General features: G+C 40.4%; 19 protein-coding genes. 12 read left to right on the top strand and 7 right to left on the bottom strand.

The annotated features are described in order from the left end of the window. Positions 1-28: 28 nt before the first annotated feature. Entirely contained in the window at positions 29-1,108 is a 1,080-nt protein-coding gene (locus tag KQP93_RS20100) for a M24 family metallopeptidase (RefSeq protein WP_217876921.1), read from the top strand. 15 nt (positions 1,109-1,123) lie between these two features. On the opposite strand, the gene KQP93_RS20095 is transcribed toward KQP93_RS20100, so the two are convergent. Further along, positions 1,124-1,732, bottom strand: coding sequence for a flavin reductase family protein (locus KQP93_RS20095; protein ID WP_217876920.1), 609 nt, complete (start codon positions 1,730-1,732; stop codon positions 1,124-1,126). Positions 1,733-1,742: 10 nt separating this feature from the next. Further along, complete coding sequence (locus KQP93_RS20090) at positions 1,743-2,489, bottom strand: SDR family NAD(P)-dependent oxidoreductase (RefSeq protein WP_217876919.1); 747 nt, start codon at positions 2,487-2,489, stop codon at positions 1,743-1,745. A gap of 423 nt (positions 2,490-2,912) precedes the next feature. Between KQP93_RS20090 and ppc the strand changes: the two genes are divergently transcribed. After that, entirely contained in the window at positions 2,913-5,558 is a 2,646-nt protein-coding gene (ppc, locus tag KQP93_RS20085) for a phosphoenolpyruvate carboxylase (RefSeq protein WP_217876918.1), read from the top strand. Here the strand turns inward: ppc and KQP93_RS20080 are convergent. Further along, complete coding sequence (locus KQP93_RS20080; protein WP_217876917.1) at positions 5,555-7,594, bottom strand: tetratricopeptide repeat-containing sensor histidine kinase; 2,040 nt, start codon at positions 7,592-7,594, stop codon at positions 5,555-5,557. The two genes, ppc and KQP93_RS20080, sit on opposite strands and share 4 nt — an antisense overlap. Before the next feature lie 337 nt (positions 7,595-7,931). Between KQP93_RS20080 and KQP93_RS20075 the strand changes: the two genes are divergently transcribed. Both KQP93_RS20075 and cdd read left to right on the top strand, forming a co-directional pair. Continuing rightward, complete coding sequence (locus KQP93_RS20075) at positions 7,932-8,300, top strand: hypothetical protein (RefSeq protein WP_217876916.1); 369 nt, start codon at positions 7,932-7,934, stop codon at positions 8,298-8,300. A 165-nt stretch (positions 8,301-8,465) separates the two neighbouring features. After that, positions 8,466-9,398, top strand: coding sequence for a cytidine deaminase (cdd, locus tag KQP93_RS20070; RefSeq protein WP_217876915.1), 933 nt, complete (start codon positions 8,466-8,468; stop codon positions 9,396-9,398). Here cdd and udp read toward each other — a convergent pair. Next, positions 9,395-10,150, bottom strand: coding sequence for a uridine phosphorylase (gene udp, locus KQP93_RS20065; RefSeq protein ID WP_058584290.1), 756 nt, complete (start codon positions 10,148-10,150; stop codon positions 9,395-9,397). The genes cdd and udp overlap by 4 nt on opposite strands. 145 nt (positions 10,151-10,295) lie before the next feature. Here udp and KQP93_RS20060 point away from each other — a divergent pair, with 145 nt between their 5' ends. The 4 genes from KQP93_RS20060 (at position 10,296) to KQP93_RS20045 (ending at position 14,717) form a co-directional block, all read left to right on the top strand. After that, the gene (locus KQP93_RS20060) at positions 10,296-11,075 is read left to right on the top strand and encodes a DUF2189 domain-containing protein (RefSeq protein WP_054564098.1); all 780 of its coding nucleotides are present in this window, start codon (positions 10,296-10,298) and stop codon (positions 11,073-11,075) included. Positions 11,076-11,364: 289 nt separating this feature from the next. After that, on the top strand, positions 11,365-12,474 hold the full coding sequence (locus KQP93_RS20055) for an arginase family protein (RefSeq protein WP_054564099.1): 1,110 nt from the start codon (positions 11,365-11,367) through the stop codon (positions 12,472-12,474). Between the two features lie 124 nt (positions 12,475-12,598). After that, the gene (locus KQP93_RS20050) at positions 12,599-13,291 is read left to right on the top strand and encodes a substrate-binding periplasmic protein (RefSeq protein WP_217876914.1); all 693 of its coding nucleotides are present in this window, start codon (positions 12,599-12,601) and stop codon (positions 13,289-13,291) included. 139 nt (positions 13,292-13,430) lie between these two features. Beyond that, positions 13,431-14,717, top strand: a complete 1,287-nt coding sequence (locus tag KQP93_RS20045) for a hemolysin family protein (protein WP_217876913.1) — start codon at positions 13,431-13,433, stop codon at positions 14,715-14,717. Between the two features lie 15 nt (positions 14,718-14,732). On the opposite strand, the gene iadA is transcribed toward KQP93_RS20045, so the two are convergent. The 3 genes from iadA to KQP93_RS20030 all read right to left on the bottom strand — a co-directional run bounded on the left by iadA (position 14,733) and on the right by KQP93_RS20030 (position 20,393). Further along, on the bottom strand, positions 14,733-15,899 hold the full coding sequence (gene iadA / locus KQP93_RS20040) for a beta-aspartyl-peptidase (RefSeq protein ID WP_217876912.1): 1,167 nt from the start codon (positions 15,897-15,899) through the stop codon (positions 14,733-14,735). Between the two features lie 11 nt (positions 15,900-15,910). Next, complete coding sequence (gene yfcC / locus KQP93_RS20035; RefSeq protein WP_217876911.1) at positions 15,911-17,320, bottom strand: putative basic amino acid antiporter YfcC; 1,410 nt, start codon at positions 17,318-17,320, stop codon at positions 15,911-15,913. A 145-nt stretch (positions 17,321-17,465) separates the two neighbouring features. Then, positions 17,466-20,393, bottom strand: coding sequence for a TonB-dependent receptor domain-containing protein (locus tag KQP93_RS20030; RefSeq protein WP_217876910.1), 2,928 nt, complete (start codon positions 20,391-20,393; stop codon positions 17,466-17,468). 342 nt (positions 20,394-20,735) lie between these two features. Here KQP93_RS20030 and KQP93_RS20025 point away from each other — a divergent pair, with 342 nt between their 5' ends. The 4 genes from KQP93_RS20025 (at position 20,736) to KQP93_RS20010 (ending at position 25,468) form a co-directional block, all read left to right on the top strand. Then, positions 20,736-22,430, top strand: coding sequence for a cyanophycinase (locus KQP93_RS20025; RefSeq protein ID WP_217876909.1), 1,695 nt, complete (start codon positions 20,736-20,738; stop codon positions 22,428-22,430). A gap of 87 nt (positions 22,431-22,517) precedes the next feature. Then, positions 22,518-22,931 carry a hypothetical protein gene (locus KQP93_RS20020; RefSeq protein WP_217876908.1) on the top strand — a complete coding sequence of 138 codons (414 nt, stop codon included), beginning with the start codon at positions 22,518-22,520 and terminating at the stop codon, positions 22,929-22,931. A gap of 71 nt (positions 22,932-23,002) precedes the next feature. Then, a complete protein-coding gene (locus KQP93_RS20015; RefSeq protein WP_217876907.1) occupies positions 23,003-24,091 on the top strand; it encodes a 6-phosphofructokinase in 1,089 nt (362 codons plus the stop codon). A gap of 213 nt (positions 24,092-24,304) precedes the next feature. Then, positions 24,305-25,468, top strand: a complete 1,164-nt coding sequence (locus tag KQP93_RS20010; RefSeq protein ID WP_217876906.1) for an efflux RND transporter periplasmic adaptor subunit — start codon at positions 24,305-24,307, stop codon at positions 25,466-25,468. Positions 25,469-25,474: the final 6 nt, after the last annotated feature.

Here is a 25,474-nt window from a genome sequence, read left to right as displayed (position 1 = left end):
TAGCATGCGCAAAAAATAAGGAGCGACAATGCAAGTTAATTACTTAAAAAGACAAGCTGAATTTAAAGCCTTGCTAGAACAACAGGGTTACAGCGCCATGTTAGTACTTGGTCATGAAAATATTCGTTACTTAAGTGGTTTTAGCGGTAATGCTGCTTATGCATTAATTACTCAAAATGCGTGTGTGTTGATCACTGATTATCGTTACCATCAACGCGCAATTGCTGAAACAACAGGATTTGAAATTGTTTGTCGAGACAGAGACAACGAAACCCTTGGCCATTGTATAAATAGACACCTTAACCCAAACAGCCATGTCGCATTTGATGCAAGCTATGTCACGGTAGCAATTTGGCAAGGTGTGGCAGATGAGCTAAGCGGCCACACTTTAACAGCGGTAAACGGTTTAATTGAAAAACTAAGACGCGTTAAAGATAGCTGGGAAGTTGCACAAATTAAAGCTGCTGCGGCCATCGCTGATGAAGCATTAGCACAAACGCTACCTTATTTTAAACCGGGTGTGACTGAGCGTGACCTTGCCTTAGAGCTTGAATTTAGAATGCAAAAGCTAGGTTCAGAAGGTATGTCGTTTGCTACTATCATGCTGTTTGCAGAGCGCTCAGCTTTGCCGCACGGTAACCCGTCAGATCAGGTTTTAAAGCAAGGTGACTTTGTAACGCTTGACTTTGGTGCGGTTGTAAATGGCTATCGTTCTGATATGACTCGCAGCTACATTATTGGCGAAGCGTCAGAAAAACAAACCCGTATTTATAATACCGTACTTGATGCACAAAATGCGGCACTCGAAATGGTTAAACCGGGTGTTAATTGTTTAGATTTAAATGCTATATCAAACAAGGTGATTGCTGATGCGGGTTTTGGCGAATACGCAGGTCTTGGTCTTGGCCATGGTTTAGGGCTGTTTTTACATGAAGTGCCATTTATCAACACATTGACAGACTACAACCTTGAAGTTGGTAATGTGATCACCATTGAGCCTGGCATTTATATACCAGGCTATGGTGGTGTGCGCCTTGAAGATGACATAGTTGTCACCGAATCTGGCTTTGAGATGTTAACCCATGCGCCTAAGCCATTTATAATCTAGTGCTTAACTTAAAGGTTACTTTTTAGCATACGCTAAGCGGGCTAAACGTTCAGTTACATGGTAACTATCAAGCCCGCTCACTGCGACTGTGTCAATGGCTTCAATATCGACAAAGCCATCTTCTTGCAGGCAAGCCTCATCTAAGTAAATATCGGTTATTTCACCTATGATAAGCTCAGTGCCATTGATGGCAAGGTGGTGATGCTCCTTAAGTTCAAGAGCATATTTAAGCTTACTTTCTTTAACAAACGGCGCTGTAAAGTCATTTAGGTATTCAGTACTGAGTCCTGTTGCATCAAATTCAGACTCGTCCTTGTCGTAGCGTGCCGATGTTTGATGTGCTTTGCTATAAATGTCTTTGTTCACGTGATTAATCGTGTACTGCTTAGTGGCTAATAAGTTCTCTAGGGTATGGCGGGGCACTGAATGAGGCCTGATGATCATACCCACTAAAGGGGGATGTGACCCAAGATGAAATACTGAACTTACAATCGCTAAATTAGTTTGGCCATTATTATCTTGTGTGCCAATTAAGTTGGCACTTTTAAACCCCGACAAACTATTAATTAAATGAGCGCGGTAGCGGTTTTCTAAATCAGCAATGGCTTGTTTTGTAAAATGCATAAATTTCCTGTTACCAGTCTATGGGTTTTCCTTGCCAGTCAAAGTAGGCAGGGTTTTGTGATTGTTGTAAATAGTCAGCATCACTTATCAATGAATACAACTGCTCAGCTACAAACTCAGGGGTAAATAACTTTCCTTCGGGTACATTTGCCTGAAAAGGTTTTGATAATGGCGTATCAGTGGTACCAGGGTGAAATAACGTGCAGTGGCATTTTTTATAACGTCTGCTAAGTTCAATCGCTGCAGATTTAAATAACATATTTAAAGCCGCCTTCGATGCCCGATAGCTATACCAACCGCCTAACTTGTTATCACTGATGCTACCAACACGTGCACTAAGAGCACAAATCACTGTTGCTACTTGCGGCTTTAAAAGCGTTGAGAATAAAGTCACACAGCGAATTGGCAGTAGAGCATTTGTCGTCATGCTATTTATAAAGTGCTGCTCAGATATTTGTTCAAGTTTACGTTCAGGCGCATTATCTGGATCATGCAATAGGCCGTTAAATATCATCAACTGGGCTAAATCATAGTGGCCACCGGCAAGTTCTTTAGCAATGCCGCTTAAGCTTTGCTCTGAGTAATCAGTAATAAAATGCTGGTGGCTTATCTCATTGCTTGTTGACTCATTAAAACTTCCCTTAAATTCACCTCGACTTATGGTTACGATATGACCCGTGTTGATTTGTTTATATAGACTGGTGAAATAGGCATTTGCAATTTCACTGCTTGCACCACACAAAATATAGAGTTGCATTTTTGACCTGTTATAAAAATAGTTGAAAATATTTTCGCTCAAACTATCACCAGTTAATAAAATGATAGTAGCTCAGCTTATCTTGAACTAACCCTACAAACACATAAAAAAGACGGGTAAAGATTTGACCATGCAAACTTTAAGGATCCCTTAATTTACGGGGATCTTACCTTTGTAATTGGTAAGTCCATTTTACCAATTGGGCTTGCTTTAACGTTTAGTAGCTGACTAAGCTGCGTATTTATTACACTTTTATGTTTATAGATTGGTTATTCTTTTTTACGAGTATGTTAGAAAATTCGATCTATTAAATTAACGCTGACAATGATATTAATAAAAGGGATCAGTATTTAGCTGCGTTCGTGCTTGGCTAGATACTGTGCAGTAAGTACTTTCAACTTAGTTAAAGAAAGGAGTATGAGAATGAGTGAACAATACGCTGCACTTCGCGGTAATGTTAGTATGCTTGGACAAATGCTGGGTCAAACCATTAAAGATGCACAAGGACAAGCCATTTTAGATAAGGTAGAAGAGATTCGCGCTTTATCTAAATCGTCACGTAGTGGTAACGAAGCCGACAGACAAGCGCTTATCGAAGTACTACACGCTCTCACAGACGAAGAACTATTACCGGTTGCACGCTCATTTAATCATTTTTTGAATCTTGCTAATGTTGCTGAGCAATTCCATACCGTATCACGCTTTAATGATGTTGGTTTTTGCCAACTAAACCCTCTCACTCAAACATTAAAAGCGTTAGCAACAGCATCAAAGCAAGGTCAAGTTGATCCTAATCACTTGGCACAAACACTCTCAAAACTCCACATCAATTTAGTACTCACGGCTCACCCAACTGAGGTGACACGCCGTACAATGATCAATAAACACGTTGAATTAAGTGATTGTCTTGCCTCTTTAGAGCGTAAAGACAATTTACCAAGTGAACGTGCAGATTTATTAAATCGCATTGCCCAACTTATTAGCCAAGCGTGGCATACCGACGATATTCGTCGCTCACGCCCAACGCCAATTGACGAAGCTAAATGGGGTTTTGCGGTAATAGAAAATAGCCTATGGCATGCCGTACCGCGTTTCTTGCGCGAGTTTGGCGAAGACGTAAAAGCAGAGCTTGACCTTGAGCTGCCGATTGATTTCAGCCCAATTGAATTTACTTCTTGGATGGGCGGCGACCGTGACGGTAACCCGTTTGTAACCGCTGAAGTGACTCAGCAAGTACTTGATCATGGCCGCTGGATGGCACTGGATTTATATTCACGTGATATCGAAACGCTAAGTAATGAGCTATCAATGTCGGATGCAAGCGATGAGCTTATTGAGCTTGCAGGCCAAGACTTTGAACCTTACCGAGCAGTACTTAAAAAATTAAAGAATCAAATTGCTGAAACTGTGACGCATTTGGGCGCTAAAATTAAGAAAAAGCGCACTGATTCTGAAGATTTAATTACTGATATCGCGCAAATTAAACACCCAATCGAAGTGTGTTATCGCTCGCTGATTAAAACCAACATGAAAGTAGTTGCCGATGGCTTGCTGCTTGATGTTCTGCGCCGTATTAATAGCTTTGGTCTACGCCTTGCAAAACTTGATGTACGTCAGGATTCATCGCGTCATGGTGATGTTTTCTCTGAGCTAACACGTTATTTAGGTTTAGGTGATTACCATCAATGGCAAGAAGAAGACAAACAAGCGTTTTTACTTGCTGAGCTAAACTCTCGACGTCCGTTAATTCCAAAACATTGGCAACCAAGCCCAGAAGTACAAGAGGTGCTAGATACATTCGATGTAATCGCAGCGCAAGATGCACAAACATTTGGTTTGTATATTATTTCGATGGCACGTACTGCATCTGATGTACTGGCAGTGCAGTTATTGCTTAAAGAAAGTGGTTGTAAATTTAACTTACCGGTTGCGCCATTATTTGAAACGTTAGACGACTTAAACAATGGTAAAGAGGTTATCGAATGTTTACTTGATAACACTTGGTACCGAGGTCATATTCAAAACCAACAAAATGTCATGATTGGTTACTCAGACTCAGCAAAAGATGCAGGCATGATGGCTGCTGGTTGGGCACAATATGAAGCGATGGATAAGCTGGTTCAATTAGCCGAAAATCGCGGTATTGAGCTTATTTTATTCCACGGCCGTGGTGGTACTGTCGGTCGCGGTGGTGCTCCAGCTGCGCAAGCACTTCGCTCACAGCCTCCGGGTTCATTAAAAGGTGGCCTACGTGTAACAGAGCAAGGTGAAATGATTCGCTTTAAGTTTGGTTTACCTGCTGTAGCGCTACAAAGCTTAAATATTTATGCCGGTGCTGTTCTTGAAAGTAACTTGCTACCACCGCCAGAGCCGAAGAGCGAGTGGCGTGATGTTATGGAACTTATCAGTGCTGATTCTTGTGAGCATTACCGCCAAGTTGTGCGTCATGATGAAAACTTTGTTCCTTACTTTAGAATGGCAACGCCAGAGCAAGAGCTTTCTAAGCTGCCACTTGGTTCACGCCCTGCGAAGCGTAACCCGAACGGTGGGGTAGAAAGCCTTCGTGCTATTCCATGGATTTTTGCATGGAGCCAAAACCGTTTAATGCTGCCAGCTTGGTTAGGTGCATTAACAGGTCTTAAAGCGGCTTTAGATAAGTATGGCATCGAGACACTTCATGAAATGAGCTTAAAATGGCCATTCTTCCGTGCTCGTTTAGAGATGCTAGAGATGGTATTTAGTAAAGCTGATACATGGTTAAGTGCGCATTACGATGATGCACTAGTAACTGAGCAATATAAGCCATTAGGTGTGAAGTTACGTCAGGAATTGAGCGAGGCTATTGAGCTTGTTCAATCGCTTAGCCCACAAAAGAGCTTACTTGCAGACCAACCTTGGATCAAAGAGTCAATCGGGCTTCGTAACCCGTACACAGATCCACTTAACTTATTACAAGTTGAGTTACTGCGTCGTTCACGCGAAGCAGATGAAAGCTCTGCAGGCGATATTGATAATGCCTTGATGATCACTATGACAGGTATCGCTGCAGGAATGCGTAATACTGGTTAATAGCTAGTATCATCAATCAATCGAGCATCGATTGGTAGGCTAATAACAAATCGTGCGCCGTGGTTACATGACTCGGCGCCGATTTTCCCTCTTAGATTATATTTAACCGCGTTAAATACTACGTTTAAACCAAGCCCCAAATGATTACCGCCTAAATTAGTGGTGTAAAATGGCGTAAATATTTCATGAAGTATTTCGTCGCTTATCCCAACTCCGTTATCTTGGTAGGTAATTTCAACTACATGTGTATAGGCTTTAACTATTACTTCGACGACACCTTGGTCAGAATTAACAAAGCCATGCTCGCAGGAATTAATAACCAAGGTTTTTAATACATCACTTATGATAGTTGGATAAGATGTAATAACTGCCTCATCGCCATGAATTTTAAAGTCAATCTGTTTACCTAAATGTTTACTTAAAGGGCATAAACGATGATTGAGAAAGCTTGGAAGGTGTATTTTGCTCATTGGTTTATCAAGATGTATAGACACATTGAGCGCTTTGAATTCCTCGACTATACCGGCAAGTCGGTTAATGCTACTGATCACCAGCTCTTTAGCGCTATTAGTATCGGTTATAAACTTATGAAAATGCTTGCTAGAGAGCTCTCGGGCTTTAAATTTTTCTTCTAAACCTTCCATGTAATCATCTATTAATGAACTTGCTGTCACTATGGTCCCTATAGGGGTGTTAAGTTGATGCGCCATACCGGATACAAGTGCTGTTAAAGAGGCTATTTTTTCGATTTCAATCAGGTGATCTTGCGTATCTTTTAACTGCTCTAATGCTTTAGCTAATTTTTGTTTTTGTTTGTCTATGCTGTTAATTGCGATAAATGAGCCAAATAAAATAACAACTAAACAGATGCTTACTACAATCGTGAGGTCTTTAAATGCATTCGCTTTGGTGGCTTTAATTTGCTCAGCACGAGTTAAGTTAGAAATTCTTACTTCTTTTGCGGCAACATCGGCTTCTGCAAGCGCTTTTGCTAAATTGACTTTGGCTTGTCTGGTTAAAATAGCTTCGTTAATGTACGAGTATTGCTTATAAGCGCTTAGTGCATTTGCATAATTCTTCTGTTGTTCGTAAAGCTGTGCAGTTAATTTTGCAATCGATAACAGGGCTTCAAAATTAGTATGGCTAACAGTGTGTGTATCAACGGATGCAAGTGTATCGAGCGCTTTGTCAGTATGTCCTTGTGCTTCATACGTTTCTGCTAAGCATAAAATAATATTAAGTTGCTCATTCTCAAGCTGTTTATTTTCAATAAGTGCCGAAGCCTCGTTAAGTACTTTTTCTGAGTCTTCTAAAAAACCCTGAAAACGTAATACTTTTGCTTTTAGAGCAAGGCTTGCAGCAAGGTGAGTGGTGTAGTTGTGTTGGCTTTGTAACTCTATAGCTTCATTGATAACCATGAGTGCTTCTGGATACTGTTTTAAGCCAATTAAAGCAAGCGCTAAGTTATTACTTGCAAATGATTGGTTGAGCGTTTGATTTTTACTGTGGGCATAATCTCGATAGTATGTGAACGACTCAGCAGCTTCTTTATAACGGTTTAAGCGTAGCTTTACCAAAGCAATATTACTTTCAGTTTGATAAACCAAACGTTCATCTCGAGATTGTGCAAATGGCATGGCATCACGATAATAAGCTAAGGCTTCTTCATATAGACCTAAGCGCGCATAAATGCCTCCTGAAATATTGAAATAGCCATACATAAGGTCTTTTTCATTAGACTGAGAAACCATATTCATATACTTAACAATGGTTTCCATGGCTTGCTCTAATTTGTCAGTTTCAAGTAAAAACCAAGCTTTATAATTAGTGACTATAATCTTTTGTTCTAAGGTGAGTTCGGTCGTTTCAATCAGTGCATTGACAAACTCGAGCCCTTCTTGAGGTGAACTGGCGTAACTTTGCCTTATTGAGGTTCTAAGCTTTTCAAACTCTTTAATGGGCATCGCTTTAGTTGGGGTTGAAAATAATAAAATCAACAAGATAGAACAAAATAATAAAACCAATCGCGCTTTCATGACACACCAATCCATTTAAAAGTGAGTACAAAAAGCGCTCACCCATTTTACTGTCTAAATAACGCTAAATATTATAAATTTTAACTAAATATAGGTTTATCTGAAAAAGCTGATTCTATGAAAGGAAAACTCATACTTGTGTTTAAAGTAAATGGGATATGAATTCGGGTAACAACTCCTTAATTTAGATCTAATCCTAAAATCTGAATTTTACAACTGGTCATACCTATTTTATTGCTAGGTATTGACTAAGGAGGCGATATAAATAAAATAGCCCAGCTTTTTGATTCAGCTGCCGTTAAGCCAAATCGATCCCCACGCTTTTTTAGAGTAACTTATGCCAAACGTGTCTACTTGCATCACATATGATGCATCGACGTCACTCGTGATGATGACGTTAAGAGGGACTGCTAGTGCACAGGATGTGATTAATTTTTACCAAATTGCCCAACAATACTCAGTATTATATGGGTCAGAGAAAATACTTGTTGATGTGTCTGAATTGACGCACAATTTCGCACCTGCTGATTTATTCACCATTATGCCGGCAGTGGCAAACTCTTTGAAAGAAGCTGTTGTAGCAATTGTCGTAAGCTTTGATGGTTTTATGCACGACTTATTTATGCAAAAAGCAAAGCGCTATAACTTACAAGCTGAAAACTTTGAATGTTTTAACAAAGCAAAAAATTGGCTGGTTCGTCAATAATTGGTCGAGCTAGTCATTGCTATTTTGTTGTGTATATCTTGGCTTACAAATACCGCTAAATTTTAGCTTTTATTGTGCGATTTACCTTGATGTTTAACGCCAAAACCTAGTAATTCACTACGTAACCTTTTAAACTGTTTAGCCAATTAATAATTATAATTTGTTATGACAGCAACTAGGATAGATGCAAGCAAACTAGCTCAAAATTCAGAGCCGTTTAGCTTCAATGAACAACAAAAAAATTCTCTTTTTGCCCAGCTAAAACAGCAACGTGGCATCTTATCTCAATCTGATATTTCTTCTCTTTGTCAGCAGTTTCAAGTTAGCCAACTTGAGTTACTAAAAGCCTGTGTACCCGTCGCAAGTTTATTTTCTGTGGCGCCTATTTCTAAATTCTATGTGGGCGCTATTGCAGTAGGGTTAAACAAGCAAGGCGAAACAAATTTCTATTTTGGCGCTAATGTTGAGTTTTCTCATCAAGCATTGAGTTTAGTCGTTCATGCTGAGCAATCAGCGATTAATAATGCATGGCTTAATGGCGCGCAAGCAGTGTTAAAAATTGCCATTAGTGATGCACCATGTGGTTACTGTCGACAATTTATGAATGAATTGAGCACCGCAGACTCACTTGAAATTTTATTGCCAGAGCGCGATTTTAATCTTCATGAGTTATTACCTTATTCATTTGGCCCGAAAGACTTAGGCAACGAAGCGTGTTTATTCTCGCATAAGCAAAGCGATAAACAGTTTGCTGATCTTACGATTGATGATACTAAACTTACTCAACTGGCACTCAATGCATACGTGCCATACACAGGTAACTTTAGTGCGGTAAAATTAACGACTTTTCATGAAGGTGATTTTTACGGAAGTTATGCCGAAAATGCTGCTTATAGCCCAAGCCTTTCGCCATTACAAAGTGCATTGAGTCAGTTTTATCTTGCGGGTTTAACTTTTGATGATAAGACGGTTAAATCAATTACCTTGTTAGAAACACAAGGGGCAGAAAATCAATATGAGGTGGCTAAAAGTGTGCTGGCAAGCTTTAAAAACCCACCAGCATTTGAGCACTGTGTTGCTAAACTAGTTGAAGGCTAGTTTAGCAATAGTTTTGCAGCTTCAATGACGACGGCGACTGATTTTTTCTCAATCTCGCCGTGATCAACATTCGGAATTTCTTGTTTAGTACGATTTACTAATACACCTGCAACACATGCTGCGCGTAGGCCAAGGGCGGCACACATAGTAAATAGTGTTGCTGATTCCATTTCATAATTCATCACACCTAGCTTTTGCCACTCTTCACAGCTGCCCTGGAATGAGCGAGGAACATAGCCTGAGTAGGTATCGTAACGCTCTTGACCCGGGTAGAAAGTATCACTCGATGCAGTAATACCAATGTGGAAGTTAATTCCTAGCTTATCACATGCATTTACCATCGCTTGTGTTGCAAAGAAGTCAGACACCGCAGGGTAGCTTAGTGGTGCAAAATGCTGGCTAGCACCATCTAAACGGACTGAAGCTTGGCTAATTAAAATATCGCCTTCGTTAATGTGTGGCTGAATTGCACCGGTTGTGCCAATACGCAAAAAGGTATCAATACCTAGCTGAGCAAGCTCTTCAACAGCGATTGATGTAGATGGGCCGCCAATACCGGTAGAACAAACTACAACACTGTGGCCGTTAAGCTCACCTCGGTATACATGAAATTCACGGGTCTTCGCTAAGCATTCTGGGTTATCGAGAAGTGTAGAAATGCGTGCTGAACGGTCAGGATCGCCTGGGACAATCGCAAGGGTTGCGCCGTTTAAGTCCTGACGAGTGAGCCCTAAGTGAAATACCTTTTCCATTATTAAACCTTATTTTTGTCTAAAGCGTAATACTTTAATCATATGTGTTTAAAGTACAGGACAGATGTCCTATTAGATCATCAATGTTGCAAGAATTGCACAGATAACCTAAACCTAAAGAAGTAACGATAAAAGAGGATATATTATGCCTGCTTCATCTTCTATGAGTAAACACCATGAGTTTGCACGCTGTTTAGAAAGCTCGAAAATTTCAATTGGTGCGCCTTTTCATTGGTTAGCACTTGCATTTAAAGATATCGCTAATGCGCCCATACTGAGTCTAGTCTACGGATTAGTATTTACTTTGATACCGGCGACTATCATGTATTTTGTTTATCAGTTTGATACACACTTAGTCATATTGCCTGCAGTCGTTGGCTTTGCATTAATTGGCCCTGCTTTTGCCGCAGGCCTTTACGACGTTGCTTGGGAGCTTGAAAAAGGCCATAAACCCACTTTAATGCACAGCCTTAAATCGATGTTTAGAAACCCCGCAGGTGAATGGGGCTTTGCGGTGTTATTAATGGTAATTATGATTGTTTGGATGCGCTTAGCTGCGCTTATTCATGCATTGTATCCGAACGTTGTTAATCCGAGTTTTGAGCAGCTATCTGCGTTTTTAACGCTTGGTAGTATTGTTGGTGGTATTTTATTGGTCACTGTATTTGCGATTTCAGCATTTACCCCGCAAATCATGATGGAACGCCGCGTTGATATTATGACTGCGGTAATATCTTCGATGAACGCGGTTAAAACCAATTTTGGTGCTATGGTTGTTTGGGCTGGCTTGATCTTGTGTTTAGTGTTTGTCGGTTTTATTACAGGCACTGCTGGGTTTATTGTGATTATGCCTTTATTGAGCTACGCCAGCTGGCATGCATACATTGCAGTAATCAAAACTAAGAAGCCAAGAGGCTACGAATAATGAGTATTCACTTCGTTTGAATATAAATCTATAGCGGCAATCGCCTTGGTTGCCGCAAAATTTGACTTTCTTTTCGCGCATGTTATACCTGCCAAAATACAGCGCTCTTATTTGACTAGAGCAGTTTAAATTCATCTGCATTAAAAATATAATCATTTAATATCAGTGAGTTATTGGTTTGGTTGAGCAAGTGATTGTTGAGTCTCAAAAATCCAGGCTATACACAAACCTGATTGCGTAATTTTTTTAATTACGCATGAATATGCAGATAAAGATCAGCGGAGTAGAGATGAGTAACACACAAAAAGCATTCCACGAAAAACTAAGTCAGTGTCTTTGTCCTCCTGGCGATGGCGTATTTACAGTTAATACAGCAAAAGAACGTAAAGATGCGCTGCGTACAAAATTATACGGCCAAACAGACAATGTTGATGTGCTTTGGAAAGAGTCACTTGAAACACTGGCAGAGTCTGAGCACAAAGCGGTAATTTTAGGTATTAGCTCTGATTGTGGCGGTGGTATTTTGCGTGGAGCAAACTGGGGCCCATTATTTTTACGCTCTACCTTGATTGATCAACAACCACAAGCACGTGCTTTTGATTTAGGCGATGTTCGTGTGATCCCACATTTATTACATGATAAATATCTTAACGATGCGACCATTACAAACTGCCAAAAGGCGTTATATGCTGATGAAGACAGCGAATACCATGTGTCGCCTTTGTCTATCACTGAAGATGTCTGTGATGGTTTTTATGCTAACTACCCTGATAAGGGGATTTTTGGTATCGGTGGCGACCATTCAATTAGTTACCCGCTGACTAAAGCTTACTTAAAAGCAAAGCGTGATGCAGGTAAACGCACTGCAATCATCCATTTTGATGCTCATACAGACTTACTAGTTGAACGTTTAGGTATCGATTTATGCTTTGGTTCGTGGTGTACACATATTCTTGAGTACTTACCAGCTCCACGTAACTTAATTCAATTTGGTATTCGCTCTAGTGGAAAGCCTAAGCAACACTGGGAAGACACGTTTGGTGTTAAACAACATTGGGCACACGAAATCATCGAACGTGGCGCTAAAGCTGTTGCCGAAGAGGTTATTGCGCAGCTAAAAGCAGATAATGTTGATGAGCTTTATGTGAGCTTTGATATTGATGCACTTGATGAAAGCTTTGCTTCAGCGACAGGAACACCAGAAGCAGGTGGTTTAACACCTCAGCATGCATTAGACATTCTAGTTGCATTAGCTGATGAATTCCCAATTACTGGTGCTGACATGATGGAAATTGCGCCATTTACCGACAGCTCATTAATCGGTCAGACAAGTTCTGAAACAACACTAAGAGAAGGCGCTAAAATCTCAGCGTTTTTAATTAATGCAATGAATAAGTAATTGACTCTAGAGCGGAAACACCCAGTTTCCGCTCATTCCTTTTTACTAAATAATATTTCAATATCTGCAACTTCGAGCTATATTATTATAAAAAATAATTATAATTTATTTGGTATTGCTCATTATGCGCACAATTCTAACCCTGTCATTGCTGCTTTTTCTGCAACCTTGTTTTGCAGCGATCACTGTGGTGACCGAAAATTTCCCTAATTTTCAATACCTAGATGAAAATGGCGTATTAACTGGCACTGTGGTTGATAAAGTTAAATCAGGTTTAGAAAAAAGTGGCGTGGATTATAAGCTGTCAGTAAATTCTTGGTCAATTTCGTATAATGCTGCATTGCGTGATAGCAATACCTGCATCTTTTCTATGGCAAGGCTTCCGGCACGTGAAGATAAATTTACTTGGATAGCGCAAATAGGTGGTTTTTCGGCGTCGTTCTATTCGTTTAAATCTGAGCAATTAAAAATAGCGAGCATAGACGAAGCTAAAAAGTACCGAATTGCAGTATTAAAAAATAACTATTCACATATTTACTTAAAAGAAAACGGCTTTGATGAACGTAATCAGCTGATCTTACTTGATAGTTTTGACAACATTTATGATGTACTTAAAAGCAGACGCTCAAGTATCGATTTAGTTATCCTCAGCGATGAACAATTTAAATATGAGCGCGATAATGACAATACCCTTGAGAATTTAAAACCGATATTAAAACTGCCCGTTGGCACACCTCAGTTATTCTTTGCCTGCAATAAAAATATCAATCCTGTGACTCTTGAAAAATTAAATAAAGGCTTTGCTGCTAACGATTAAAAATAGCACTTGTTGATTACTACAAAGTGGCTATAATCAGCTGCTTTTTGTCCATTCTCGCCAAACTCTATGTAGCCTAAACGAGCAAAAAGTTGTTTGCATTCAACACTCTGAATGCGCTTAATTATTAGGAGCTACAATGAGTGATTTACTCATTATCATGATTTTAATTTTGATCAGTGCATTGTTTGCAATGAGCGAAATTGCGATTGCGGCATCTCGTAAGATCAAATTACGAGTGATGGTGGACGAGGGTAATAAAAAAGCCCAAGCAGTGCTTAGCTTGCAAGAGCAACCTGGGGCATTTTTTGCCATGATACAAATTGCCTTGAACGCTATTGCCATTTTAGGTGGTATTGTTGGTGAGCAAGCCTTATCTCCTTACATAGAACAAATCTTAGGCATGATTTATCAAGGCCCGTTACTGAGCCAAATCAGCTTTTTAATTTCGTTTTTGAGTATTACCTCTTTGTTTATTCTATTTGCTGATTTATTACCTAAACGGTTAGCCATGATTATGCCAGAGGCGGTTGCGGTAAACGTGGTGTCCATTATGCGCTGGGTGACCTTTGCGCTCACTCCTTTTGTTGTATTCTTTAATGGTATAACTAATTTGGTTTTACGCGCGTTTAAAGTACCCGCTGAACGAGAAGATATTGTCACCACAGAAGACATCGTTGCGATGATGGATGCAGGGGCAGAGTACGGCAGCTTACAGCAACAAGAATATGAGCTAATTGGCAATGTATTTGATTTAGAGGCACGTTTTTTATCGAGTGTGATGACTCCTCGCGATCAAATTGTGTTTTTTGATGTAAAGGCTGATGCTCAAGAAGTTGCAACCAAAATTATTGAGCACCCTCATAATCACTTTTTAGTGTGTGATGGTAGTTTAGATAAATTAATTGGCTCGGTTGAATCAAAAGATATCCTTCGCAAGGTGCTAAAAGGGCAAACCGCTGAAATCGATAAAGAATTAATAAGCCAAGATATTTTTTATCTCCCAGAAACATTGAGTCTTTCAGAGGCGCTAAATACTTTCAAAAAAGCGGCAGAGCCGTTTGCCGTAGTGGTTAATGAGTACGCGCTAATGGTAGGTATAGTTACTGTTAAAGATTTAATGAAAGGGTTTATGGGCGACTTAATTAGCCACCAGGGTGAAGAGTTAATTATTCAACGTGATAATTCATCTTGGTTAGTTGATGGTTTAACACCTGTGGTTGAGCTTGCTAAAGTCCTTGAAATTGAAGAATTCCCTGAACAATCTCATTACGAAACAGTCGCAGGGTTTTTGATCTACACCATGAAACGCCTGCCTAAACGCGCAGAGTTTATAAACTATGCTGGCTATAAGTTTGAGGTTGTCGATGTTGAAGGAGTGAAAGTCGAGCAACTACTTGTTACTCGAATTTCGGATACTGTTTAGGCCGCGATTGCGGCCTTATTCAAAGGCGCCTTTAATAAGGGCTTTACCTTTGCTTACCATATGAACACCCTTTGACCAACATTCTGTTGGCGCAAGCGTTGTTTTATTAAGTAACACAAGATCGGCATCTGCATTTTGCTTAATTACACCTTTATTTATACCCAGTATTTGTGCAGGGTTTGATGTAATCGCCATTAAAGCGTGTTCAATCGAAACATTAAATTTTTGCACTGCTTCGACAAACGAGCCATGCAATGTGGACTCTTTGCCTACTTCAAGGCCGAGCAGGTTATAGCTTTTGTCAAAAATCGGGAGGCTTGCATGGCCATCAGAGCTCATGGTTAGTTTTGCTGGGTCGACTTTATTCTCAAGGCAATAAGCAAGGGCGTGTGCGGCAGAGTATTCACCATGCGCAAGGTCATACTCTGTTGTACTTGTTGTAAAATCGATAGTGCCACCGGCTTTACAAAACTCTACCCCAGCATTGAGTAAGTCGATATTTCGATTCATGTGAGTTGGGTAAAATTGTGCCAGTGAAATATCGGTTAGTTTATCAACCTCATGCAATAACGATAAATGTGTATCAACAGGACCAACATGAATGCTGACAGTGCCTTTTTTACCACTTAACATGCCAGCCACTTTTGCCTCAGCAGCCAGTTCGGCCAACTGTTGCACTGTGGGTTGGCTACTACGATGATCCGATATAGCCACTTCTCCCACGCCAATAAACTCATCTATGTACATTAAGTCGCTGGTGATTGAGCCTGTCAGTGTTTTCGCAGGTAAATGATATGAGCCCGAATGGCAAAAAACGTTGAGCCCAAGCTCTTTTAGCTCTTTTGCTTTAGCAATCAGGTTACTATGAGTTCGGCTACTTGAGTCAGTGCCAAGGGCTGCTATAACGGTTGTTGTACCATGCAGTGTTGCATCAGTCAGGTTCATTTCTGGTGTTCTACTTGCAAAGCCAGCTTCGCCGCCACCGCCAGTTATATGAACAAGTGAATCTACAAACCCCGGGGCCAAAATACAATGAGTGCCATCGACCGTGGTAATCTCCTGATAAGTATCGATAGTGATTTCAGGCTGTATATCAACTATTTTTCCGCCAGCAATAAGAACATCTTGAATGCCTAAAGGTGAGGGGGCGAAAACGTCTGCGCCTTTTATAAGTGTTAACATAATTAAATCTTTTACTGATAGTTAATAAAGTGTGCGAGGAAAATAAAGCCACTGGCAAGGCCAAACAAAGCTAAAGTGAAGCGCCAAATAAAACGTGCCCATTCACTCCAATCTAATTTAACAATCCCTAAACAGCCAATGAGACTAGCAGAAGTAGGAATAAAAATATTCGTTAAACCATCACCCAACTGAAATGCCAACACCACAATTTGACGTGAGATATTTAACAAATCACCGAGCGGTGACATTAGCGGCATTGTTATGGCTGCTTGTCCAGAGCCTGCCGAAACAAAGAAGTTAAAGACACTTTGAAATAATAGCATGCCCCAAGCTGCAATATAATCGGGCACAACTGAGATGCTGGTGGCGCTATAGTACAGCAAAGTATTTAAAGTTGAAGGCGATGTTAAGTCGCTACCGCCAAGTATTAAAATAACCCCTTTAGCAAGTGCCACTAAAAGCGCTGCAGGTAGGAGCTCTTGGGCACCTTCTTTAAATGCATTTGCGCTTTCATTGGCAGTTTGTTTTTTGAATAGGCTGGCAATTACAGCACAAGCAATACCTAGGCAAAAGAATTGCGCTGCTAATTCAGGAATATAATATTGCCTAGCCATCACACCCCAAATAACCCAAACAATGCCAGCAATAAAAGTCATTAAGATTAGTTTATCTGCATTATCTAAACTTATTGTGCTGTCTTTGTGTTGGTTAGAGTGTTGTTTAGTTGCTCTGATAGAATTGGCATAGCGAATGGTGAATACAAGACCAAATGAAGTAAAAACAAACCAAGCAACCATTCTGAACCCTGCGCCAGAAAAAACGGGAATTTCAGCAATTGATTGAGCTATGGCAATGCTAAATGGGTTCATCCATGAGGTGGCAAAGCCAATTTGTGTAGCAACATAGGTTGTTAATACCGTTACTTTTGCGTCATAGCCAAGTTGCTTCATAATCGGGAATAATACAATACAAAAGGCGATAGCTTCTTCACCCATGCCGAAAACCGCACCACCTAAAGAGAAAAGCACGAACAATAAAGGAATGAATACCCACTCAATATGTTGTGTTTTATTGATCAGTGCCATTATGCCGTTATTTATCGCACCGGTTTTTAAGATAATCCCAAACGCGCCGCCAGTGATTAAAATAAACGCCATTACACCAATCGCTGCGCCATACTTATCACCAGACACTAACCCTTCAAATAAGACATTAGCTAGGCCAATTTCGCCACCTTCTGCAAAAAGCGCTGGCGGGGTATGGTCAGAAACTGTTTGATATTGAGATAACTCAACACTATGACTGTCTTTTTCGGCATTAAAGACACCGGGGGTGATAAATAAACTGGCAAAATAGGCGATAACGGCGACGCACAACAAAATGATGCTGGCATCAGGCATCGCAAACTGTTTGTTTTTCATAAAATCACTTAAGTTAATTCGGGTTTTTAGATAAGCAAGGTATTGTATCCCTTGCTAATAAAGAAAAACACTGAGTGTAGTAAGATTGAGTCGTATTGTTTAATGAATTGCATATTGTGGGCGGTATTTAACCGCCCATACCTTGCTAAAAGCGATAGCTCAAACTTAACGTATAGCGACTGCCATAAGCATTATGGTTTATAGAATCAAAACCTCGGCTTGAACCATATAGTTTAGGCGGTTCTTTATCGAAGATATTATCGATACGAGCACGGATTGATAATGCATCATTGATAAAATATCCGGCTGATAAATCCCATACTAGCCAGTCATCAACATCACGCTTCAACTCATCATTAAGCTCGCCAAGTTCTTCTAACTCATCTATTTCACGGCCACGCATCCCTTCAATATCATCCTCATAGCTACTGGTATAATTGGCACCTAGATTTATGTAATAACTCTCGGCATCCCAATCGATAGAGAATCTGCCTACATTTTCAGAGTAGCGATAAGTGCCGATTAGCTTTTCGATTGCATCTGAACCTGGTTTATTTCTCTCAAACTCTAAATAGTGTGTACCATCAAAAGCGAGCGTTAAATTACCTTGTGCAAAGAGAAAACGATGATCGAACTTAAAGTCGATACCCGCTAAGGTTTGTGTGCCTGTATTTTCAAGTGGAATAACATGATCTCTAAATAGTGGCAGGAATAGCTCATCTTCTCGCGGGTCAAATTCACTAATATAGTTTGTTAGGATCTCTGAGAGATTGGCGCCATCACTCTCGATATTAAGGCCTGCATTATCGGTTACTTCACACAGCTGCTGTTCGTACGAAATACCTTGTTGGCCTTGTGGTACTAAACCACAGTGACGAAGAGAAGCATCCGTGATTGCTCTATCTAGCACTGCAGTCATGTTGGTATCGATAACTTGTTCATGATCAAAATGCCAATAATCGACAGTAAGGTTGGTATTTACAGATGGGCTCCATGCAAAGCCAATGCTGAGTGCTTCAGATTCCTCGGCTTTGAGTGCTTGATTACCAAGTTCTAGGCTGTTAACACTGACTTCTGTACCATCACCCATACAGTATAAATCTGCTACAGCCTGATTTGCGCCGCAATCAAAGCTTGATTGTGTGGTACGTAATTTTACGCCAGCTTGAGTTAATGACGGTGCTCTAAACGACGTTGACCAAGAGCTTCTAATGATCAGAGAATCTGAAGGGCGGTAGCTTAAACCCACTTTAGGGTTAAACGTTCCACCAAAGTCATCGTAATGATCGTAACGACCAGCAAGTTGCAGTTCTAGCTGTTCAGTAACTGGCATATTCAATTCTACAAATGCAGCATATTGCGTACGGTCTGCTTCTGATAAGCTCGAGCCAAAACCAAAAACATCAACTAAATAACCATTTTCAGCACGCGCTTGTGAGTCTAAAGACGGGATATCTTTTAACTCTTCTCGGCGAGCCTCAATACCAAATGCAGCATAAATGGGTAGCTCATTAAACGTAAATAAATCGCCATTAAAGTTTAAATCCCAACCGTATACTGTACTTTCACCGCTTCTGCTTGGGTTTGCCTTTGCAAGATCAAGCACTGCATCATTATTAGCATCACCCTGTAAAAAAGGGTTGTAGAATGGCATTAACTGACCTTGCGAACAATTGAGCTGTGTTCCATCGTATGTAGCTAATGATCCGTCGGAGCATAATTCACCAGTGATTGCAGAATGAAATTGGTAGCGGTTGTAAATACCATCAATCGCTTCTTGCTCTGACTTAGAACGAGAAAATGTTACCCCTGACTCCCAACTCCAATCACCAATGTAACCGCCTAGGCTACTGACTAAGCGAAAGTTTTTAGTTTCAACTTCGACAGTACGTGGTGAATTAAAACGTGCATCAAATGCAAAGCCATACACTTCTCGACCCGCTTGAGTGGTAAATGGATCAATATAAAGCTGGTCCATTAAGTCGTTACTACCATCAGCGTTATCATAAATGAATAGCGCATCTTCTATGATAAACGGACCATCATCGTCGTTTATTTGATTGATTGGTGCAGGTGATGAATAGGCTTTTGATTTAGTTTGGCTATAGAAGAAATCGGTATGCCAATCTAAATCACCTAAGGTGCTGTTAAACATAAAGCCAGTTGAAAGGCTTTCAAATGGGGTTTCTAGGTAATCATCTTGGTTTGCATAGTAAGCACAAATTTGCTCACCATACTCAGTCGTGACAAGCTCTGTTTTACAGTTTGGCGCTGGTAGTTCATTGCCATCTCGACTGCTGTAATAATAAATGTTTGGTGAGTTCTCAAGCTTCGGTAAATATGAGTAACCATTCACTAGATTAGGTGTTGCGGTATAACTTCTGTCGGTTGCTTTAAAGGCATTGCGGTCGTATATATCAGCAAATACCGTTAAATTACTTTCACCGATATTGGTTCCGTAGACTAAGTTAAGCTGCTTTTTAGCTTCGTCATGACTGTCAAAACTATTGGTGTAAGAAGTATTTACTTCAGCTCCTTGATAGTCATCTTTGAGAATATAGTTAATAACACCAGCGACAGCATCAGCACCATAAATTGCTGATGCGCCAGTGGCTAAAATATCAATGCGCTCGATTGCAGCAAGTGGAATTGAGTTCACATCGACAAAGTTTTCAGTGCCTGCTGCGAACGAGCTAGGTGCTACACGCCGCCCATTAATCAGTGTTAATGTAGCTGAGGGCCCCATACCACGTAGGCTTGCAGCAGATTGACCCGCTGGCGTTGAGGTTGATGTACCACCGCTTTCAGATGTCGAAAAGGTACCTGATCCGCCTTTGAATACAGATAAATCTTTTAATAACTCATGAATGGTGTTCGCTCCTGAGCGCTTGATAGCATCTTGGTCAAGCACGGTAAGCGGGATGGTTCCTTCTAAATCAACCCCTTTAATTCGTGATCCTGTTACTTCTACTCGTTCAATTTTTTCTGATTGTTGGTCGTTTTGAGCATACACAGTTTGTACTGGGCACAGCACAGCACTGATTGCTACAGCAATTGATAACTGACGAAACATATTGATTTACCTTTGTCTTAAAAAACACACGGCAAAACCGTGACGTTTTGAATAATTGTTATAATTTTTTAGACAGGGCAGTGGGTTATAGACACAACTAGCCCCTCACAGGAAGTGAGGTGTGGCTACTCGTCAAACCACTCCGAAAGGTAGTGTGGAGAGTAGAAATATGTGCAAAGCGATAATGCGTTTTTCAACATAATTCCAATCCGTAAGGTCTTTTGACAAAGCTAGCGATACAGTGCTAGCTTACTCGCGTTTTAAATGTTCCTTTTTTTTATAGCAAGCAACAAAAAGCTGCGCAAGCAATTTTCTAATATTTTTTTACAAGAGTGTAACAATATGAACATCCTTAAGGAGCAAAAGACTAAATATCAAACTTCAGCTTTTTCTTTGGTATTTGGTTTGTTTTTCGCATCATTTGGCAGCAAAGTCTATGCAAATGATCAACAGCAAACGTTGGTTTTAGTCGGTGGATCTTTGACCACGTGCTCAAGTATGAACCCTAAAAACTGTCTTTCTAATAAACAGATTAGTGGTAAACAGAATAATCAATTTCGATTAAATAATGATGCTTTATCTGCAATAAAGACAAATTGGCCAAGCAAGAATAAAAAAAATCGTCAGCAAACGCTCAAGGTATTAGCACAGATTGCACGTGAAAAGTCAGGTGTGATCACTAAAAGTGATATTTTATGGGCATGGCGTGATTTAGATAACAAGTTACTAAACGAACTCACTGATTCAGAATACAACTTTGTCATAGACTCACTCGAAGTTGCTGTATTAAATGCTGATTCTAGCCGTCAAAAAGAGCAGGTTAGTACAAGCGATAATAACGAAAGTGCAGCCAATGATATTTTAGACTTTGTTGCTGCTTCATTAAAAACAACCACCGAATCACCAAAAATTTTAGCGGTTACGGCTTCAAGCAGAGACCCATATGAATCAGCTGACTTTTATGAAGGGGTATTAAACTTTAAGGGCGTAGAATCAAGCTGGTTACCGCTAACACCCGCCTTAGCAAAAGCGATTACCAGTAAGCAATGTGACAGGTTGGATTCTTTACGCACTGACTCTATGGGCGTTTTTAATCGTGAGACAATTTACCCTGATCGAATTAAGGCCGAAAAAGCGCTTTGTGATAAAGGGGTCGATCATTTAGTTAAACTGATTGAAAACGCGACGGGGATGATGTTTAACGGTGGCGATCAGAGTTTAACCAGAAAAGTACTTTTTGATGAAGAGGGTAAGCAATACCCATGGACTCAATCAATTTTACAAAGACCATTACTTGTAGGTACAAGCGCAGGTACCGCGGTGCAAAGTGGTGGTGAAAATGGCTATGGCTCAGTGCCGATGATTTCAAATGGCACAAGTTTAGCGGCAATGAGAGAAGGCTCGTTTGCTGTGTCTCCACCTAGTGAGCGCTGTGAAAATGAATGCGGAGATAAGCTTTCGGCTGATAGCCTTACCTATGAAAAACAAGGAGGACTTGGCAGCTTTACTTACGGTGTTCTTGATACACACTTTAGCGAGCGTAACAGAACAATGCGTTTGGCAAGATTACTGGCAGATACAGGGCAACAGCATGGCTTTGGCATTGATGAGACCACAGCGCTTGTATCAATTCGAGCAGGTGAAACCTCACTAATGACGGTGATTGGTAAAAGCGGTGTTGTGCATGTTAAATCTGACGCTAAAAACAGCGGAGCAATCAGTTATTGGCCTGCAGGTTCGGTTATTGATGTAACAAAGGATGGTTTTACTCTAGCTAAACGAACTGTTGATAATGCACTCCCTAGTATTAACATTCCGCCACTGCCGATGCAGCGTTTCGGCACCATTTTTTCAGATGCTAAATTACGCTCGCTTGTACAGGCTATGTGCCTAACCCAAGAGCAACAAGCAGTCGCTCAGCATGATGAGTTTTTACTGGATTTAAATGCCACTGAAAACACTCATTATTATCGTGTAAACACAAGTAGTACAGGCTGTGCGGTAGAACACTTAGCCTTTAAAGTTAAAACCTTTTAATAGTATAAGATACTGAAAAAGTAGTGGATTATTTGTTCATTATTAGTTAGCGTAAGACTAATAATGAACAAACCATGGAATGGAGTTATGAAATATAACGTACTACTTTTATTTATTTTTGGCTGTTTATTTGCCTATTTATCTATACCAGTTATTGGCTATGGTTCAGCTATTGCGATTCCAACCGAAGTACTTTCAGCCCTTTATGACTTGTCACCTAACTTTGCTTTATCAATGGTTGATATCGTTACTTTAGGCTTTCCTTTATTAGCGTTACTTTTGGTGTTTTTACTCATAAGTAAGTCGCTGTACCTTAAGGATAAAGCATATTCATATTTTATATTGCTGACACCATTTTTAGCGCTGCATTTATATTTTGCTTTTAACACCTTTTCTACAAATTTTGATAACACCACTTTACTGACTAGTCTGCCTAAGTATGTATTATTAGTGCTTGTTGTGGCGCTCTTCTCTACGCATAAAAAACCAAGTTTTAGTTGATGTAAGTCATACGCGAAAGCTCAACATATAAGCTAATCTGTAACTAATCAGTGAACGAAGTTGGTAACACAATGAAAAAATTACTGCTATTAACAAGTGGGGGTGATTGCCCTGGGCTTAATGGGGTGATCAGAGCGGTGGTTAAAGCAGCCGAACATGATGGCAATTGGCAGGTGTATGGTAGCCGAAGAGCATATTGTGGTGTGCTTGAAAAGCCAAATGATATTATACACTTAACTAGTGAAGTGGTGGCGGGTATTCATGTTCGTGGTGGAACAATTCTCGAAACAGTTAATAAAGGAAATCCAACCGCATTTCCTGCTGAAATAGCGGGTGAACAAGTCTTTATTGACCGCTCTGATGAGTTAATCAGTACTATAAAACAACTTGGTTTCGATGCGGTTATAAATATAGGTGGTGATGGCTCACATAGGGTATCTCAACATTTATTTGAGCATGGCTTGAATATCGTAGGGGTGCCAAAAACTATTGATAATGATTTATATGGCACTGATTACACAATCGGCTTTCAGACTGCTGTCGACACCGCCACCGAAGCCATTGATCGTTTAATACCAACAGCGCAAAGTCATAACCGAGTGATTGTGACTGAAGTAATGGGGCGCGATGCCGGTTGGATTTGTTTGCATTCAGCAATTGCAGCAGGCGCTGAAGTCGCACTTATTCCAGAAATTCCTTACGAAATTGAAGCGATTAAAGCCAAACTAACATCACGTTTTGATAAAGGCCATGGATTTGCCAATATTGTCATTTCAGAAGGGGCAAAACCTGTTGCTGGTGCTGTTGTTAGTAAACAATCAAATGAACTTGGTTACGAAAACCCAATACTAGGTGGCATTGCCGAGCAGCTTGCTTCACAAATACGTGTGGCGCTTGAACTTGATGTAAGAGTAACCGTATTAGGGCATATTCAACGTGGTGGCACACCCAATGCGTTCGATAGGGTGCTTGCAGCGGAGTTTGGTGTGCAAGCATTCGAGCTTGTTAAGAAAGGTCAGTTTGGTTTTATTCCTGTCAGTAAAGACGGTGAAATTAAACCAATCAGTTTAAAAGAAGCAACGTCTGAATATCGCGTCATCCCTTCAGAGCATTCTTTAATAACAAGTGCCCGCGCAATGGGCATGTGTTTAGGCGAATAATCTGCTAATTGATATTACTTCAATTCGCATAACTAATAGTTTTAAAACAACTTTCTCAGATACCTTCGCAATAATTCAATTAGTAATTTATTTATTGCACAAAATTCATGCGTTAAAGCAAGTATTTTATTTAATGTAAAGTTCTTTAAAGATGGTTGATCTGTGCCTTCTTTAGTTTAGAATGATCGTTCACTCTAAACTAAGGAACTACACATGCAGCGCTCTCGCATTCCATTTTTTGCAGTGTCAGCTTTGGCTGGTGCTGTTTTATTATCAGGCTGCGGCCAATCAGAATCGGCTCAAGGGCAAACGCAGGCAGCTCAAGCTGTTCCTGTTGGCGTTATTGAGATGCAAAGTAAACCACTTACACTAACTAAAGAATTACCGGGTCGTGTGGCTGCTTCACGTATTGCGCAAATTCGTCCGCAGGTTAACGGTATTATTCAATCTCGTATGTTTGTTGAAGGTGCTGAGGTTGAAAAAGGCCAAGCTTTATATCAGATTGACCCATCTACATTTGAAGCTGAAGTAGCGACTAGTAAAGCCGCTATTACTAAAGCTCAAGCAAGTATTGCAAATGCCAAGGCAAAAGCAGAACGTTATAAAGAGCTATTGAGCATCAAAGCAGTAAGCCAACAAGATTACGACGAAGCTGATGCAGCATACAAAGGTGCAAAAGCTGACTTACTGACAGCTCAAGCGCAGCTTAAAACCGCTGAAATCAATTTAAACTACAGCAAAGTGTTAGCGCCAATTAGTGGCCAAATTGGTAAATCAGATGTCACTGCCGGAGCCCTTGTGAGTGCAAATCAAGCAACTGCATTAGCAACCATTACTCAATTAGACCCAATCTATGTTGATTTAACCCAGTCAAGCAGTGAACTAACACGTTTGAAAAAAGCCATTGCTGCGGGTGATCTTGATAAAGATGCCGCTTTACATTCAAAAGTTGAATTAAAAATGGAAGATGGCAGCACTTATCAACATAAAGGTACATTGCAATTCTCTGAAGTGACTGTTGATCCAAGCACAGGCTCAGTAACCTTACGTGCTGAATTTCCTAACCCTGAAAAATTACTGCTGCCAGGAATGTATGTTCGCGCAGTAATTGTTGAAGGTGTGAAAAGTGATGCGATTTTAGCACCACAACGTGGCGTAAGCAGAAACACCAAAGGTGAACCTACTGCCATGGTTGTAAGCAAAGACAATACCGTAGAAACACGTGTGCTTAAAACTGATCGTACTGTTGGCTCAAATTGGTTAGTGACAGACGGCTTAAACAGTGGCGATAAGTTAATTGTTGAAGGTTTACAGAAAATCCGCCCAGGTGCACCAGTCAATGCAATGCCTGCAGAATCAGCAGCTAACAGCCAGTAACGGAGA

Origin of the sequence: Pseudoalteromonas shioyasakiensis (assembly GCF_019134595.1) — a bacterium.
GTDB lineage: Bacteria > Pseudomonadota > Gammaproteobacteria > Enterobacterales > Alteromonadaceae > Pseudoalteromonas > Pseudoalteromonas shioyasakiensis_A.
This window is presented reverse-complemented; position numbering and strand designations above follow the sequence as displayed.

Bases quoted from the DNA above. Each gene is read 5' to 3' on its own strand.
- KQP93_RS20100 (WP_217876921.1), top strand. From the start codon at position 29: ATGCAAGTTAATTACTTAAAAAGACAAGCTGAATTTAAAGCCTTGCTA.
- KQP93_RS20095 (WP_217876920.1), bottom strand. From the start codon at position 1,732: ATGCATTTTACAAAACAAGCCATTGCTGATTTAGAAAACCGCTACCGC.
- KQP93_RS20090 (WP_217876919.1), bottom strand. From the start codon at position 2,489: ATGCAACTCTATATTTTGTGTGGTGCAAGCAGTGAAATTGCAAATGCC.
- ppc (WP_217876918.1), top strand. From the start codon at position 2,913: ATGAGTGAACAATACGCTGCACTTCGCGGTAATGTTAGTATGCTTGGA.
- KQP93_RS20080 (WP_217876917.1), bottom strand. From the start codon at position 7,594: ATGAAAGCGCGATTGGTTTTATTATTTTGTTCTATCTTGTTGATTTTA.
- KQP93_RS20075 (WP_217876916.1), top strand. From the start codon at position 7,932: ATGCCAAACGTGTCTACTTGCATCACATATGATGCATCGACGTCACTC.
- cdd (WP_217876915.1), top strand. From the start codon at position 8,466: ATGACAGCAACTAGGATAGATGCAAGCAAACTAGCTCAAAATTCAGAG.
- udp (WP_058584290.1), bottom strand. From the start codon at position 10,150: ATGGAAAAGGTATTTCACTTAGGGCTCACTCGTCAGGACTTAAACGGC.
- KQP93_RS20060 (WP_054564098.1), top strand. From the start codon at position 10,296: ATGCCTGCTTCATCTTCTATGAGTAAACACCATGAGTTTGCACGCTGT.
- KQP93_RS20055 (WP_054564099.1), top strand. From the start codon at position 11,365: ATGAGTAACACACAAAAAGCATTCCACGAAAAACTAAGTCAGTGTCTT.
- KQP93_RS20050 (WP_217876914.1), top strand. From the start codon at position 12,599: ATGCGCACAATTCTAACCCTGTCATTGCTGCTTTTTCTGCAACCTTGT.
- KQP93_RS20045 (WP_217876913.1), top strand. From the start codon at position 13,431: ATGAGTGATTTACTCATTATCATGATTTTAATTTTGATCAGTGCATTG.
- iadA (WP_217876912.1), bottom strand. From the start codon at position 15,899: ATGTTAACACTTATAAAAGGCGCAGACGTTTTCGCCCCCTCACCTTTA.
- yfcC (WP_217876911.1), bottom strand. From the start codon at position 17,320: ATGAAAAACAAACAGTTTGCGATGCCTGATGCCAGCATCATTTTGTTG.
- KQP93_RS20030 (WP_217876910.1), bottom strand. From the start codon at position 20,393: ATGTTTCGTCAGTTATCAATTGCTGTAGCAATCAGTGCTGTGCTGTGC.
- KQP93_RS20025 (WP_217876909.1), top strand. From the start codon at position 20,736: ATGAACATCCTTAAGGAGCAAAAGACTAAATATCAAACTTCAGCTTTT.
- KQP93_RS20020 (WP_217876908.1), top strand. From the start codon at position 22,518: ATGAAATATAACGTACTACTTTTATTTATTTTTGGCTGTTTATTTGCC.
- KQP93_RS20015 (WP_217876907.1), top strand. From the start codon at position 23,003: ATGAAAAAATTACTGCTATTAACAAGTGGGGGTGATTGCCCTGGGCTT.
- KQP93_RS20010 (WP_217876906.1), top strand. From the start codon at position 24,305: ATGCAGCGCTCTCGCATTCCATTTTTTGCAGTGTCAGCTTTGGCTGGT.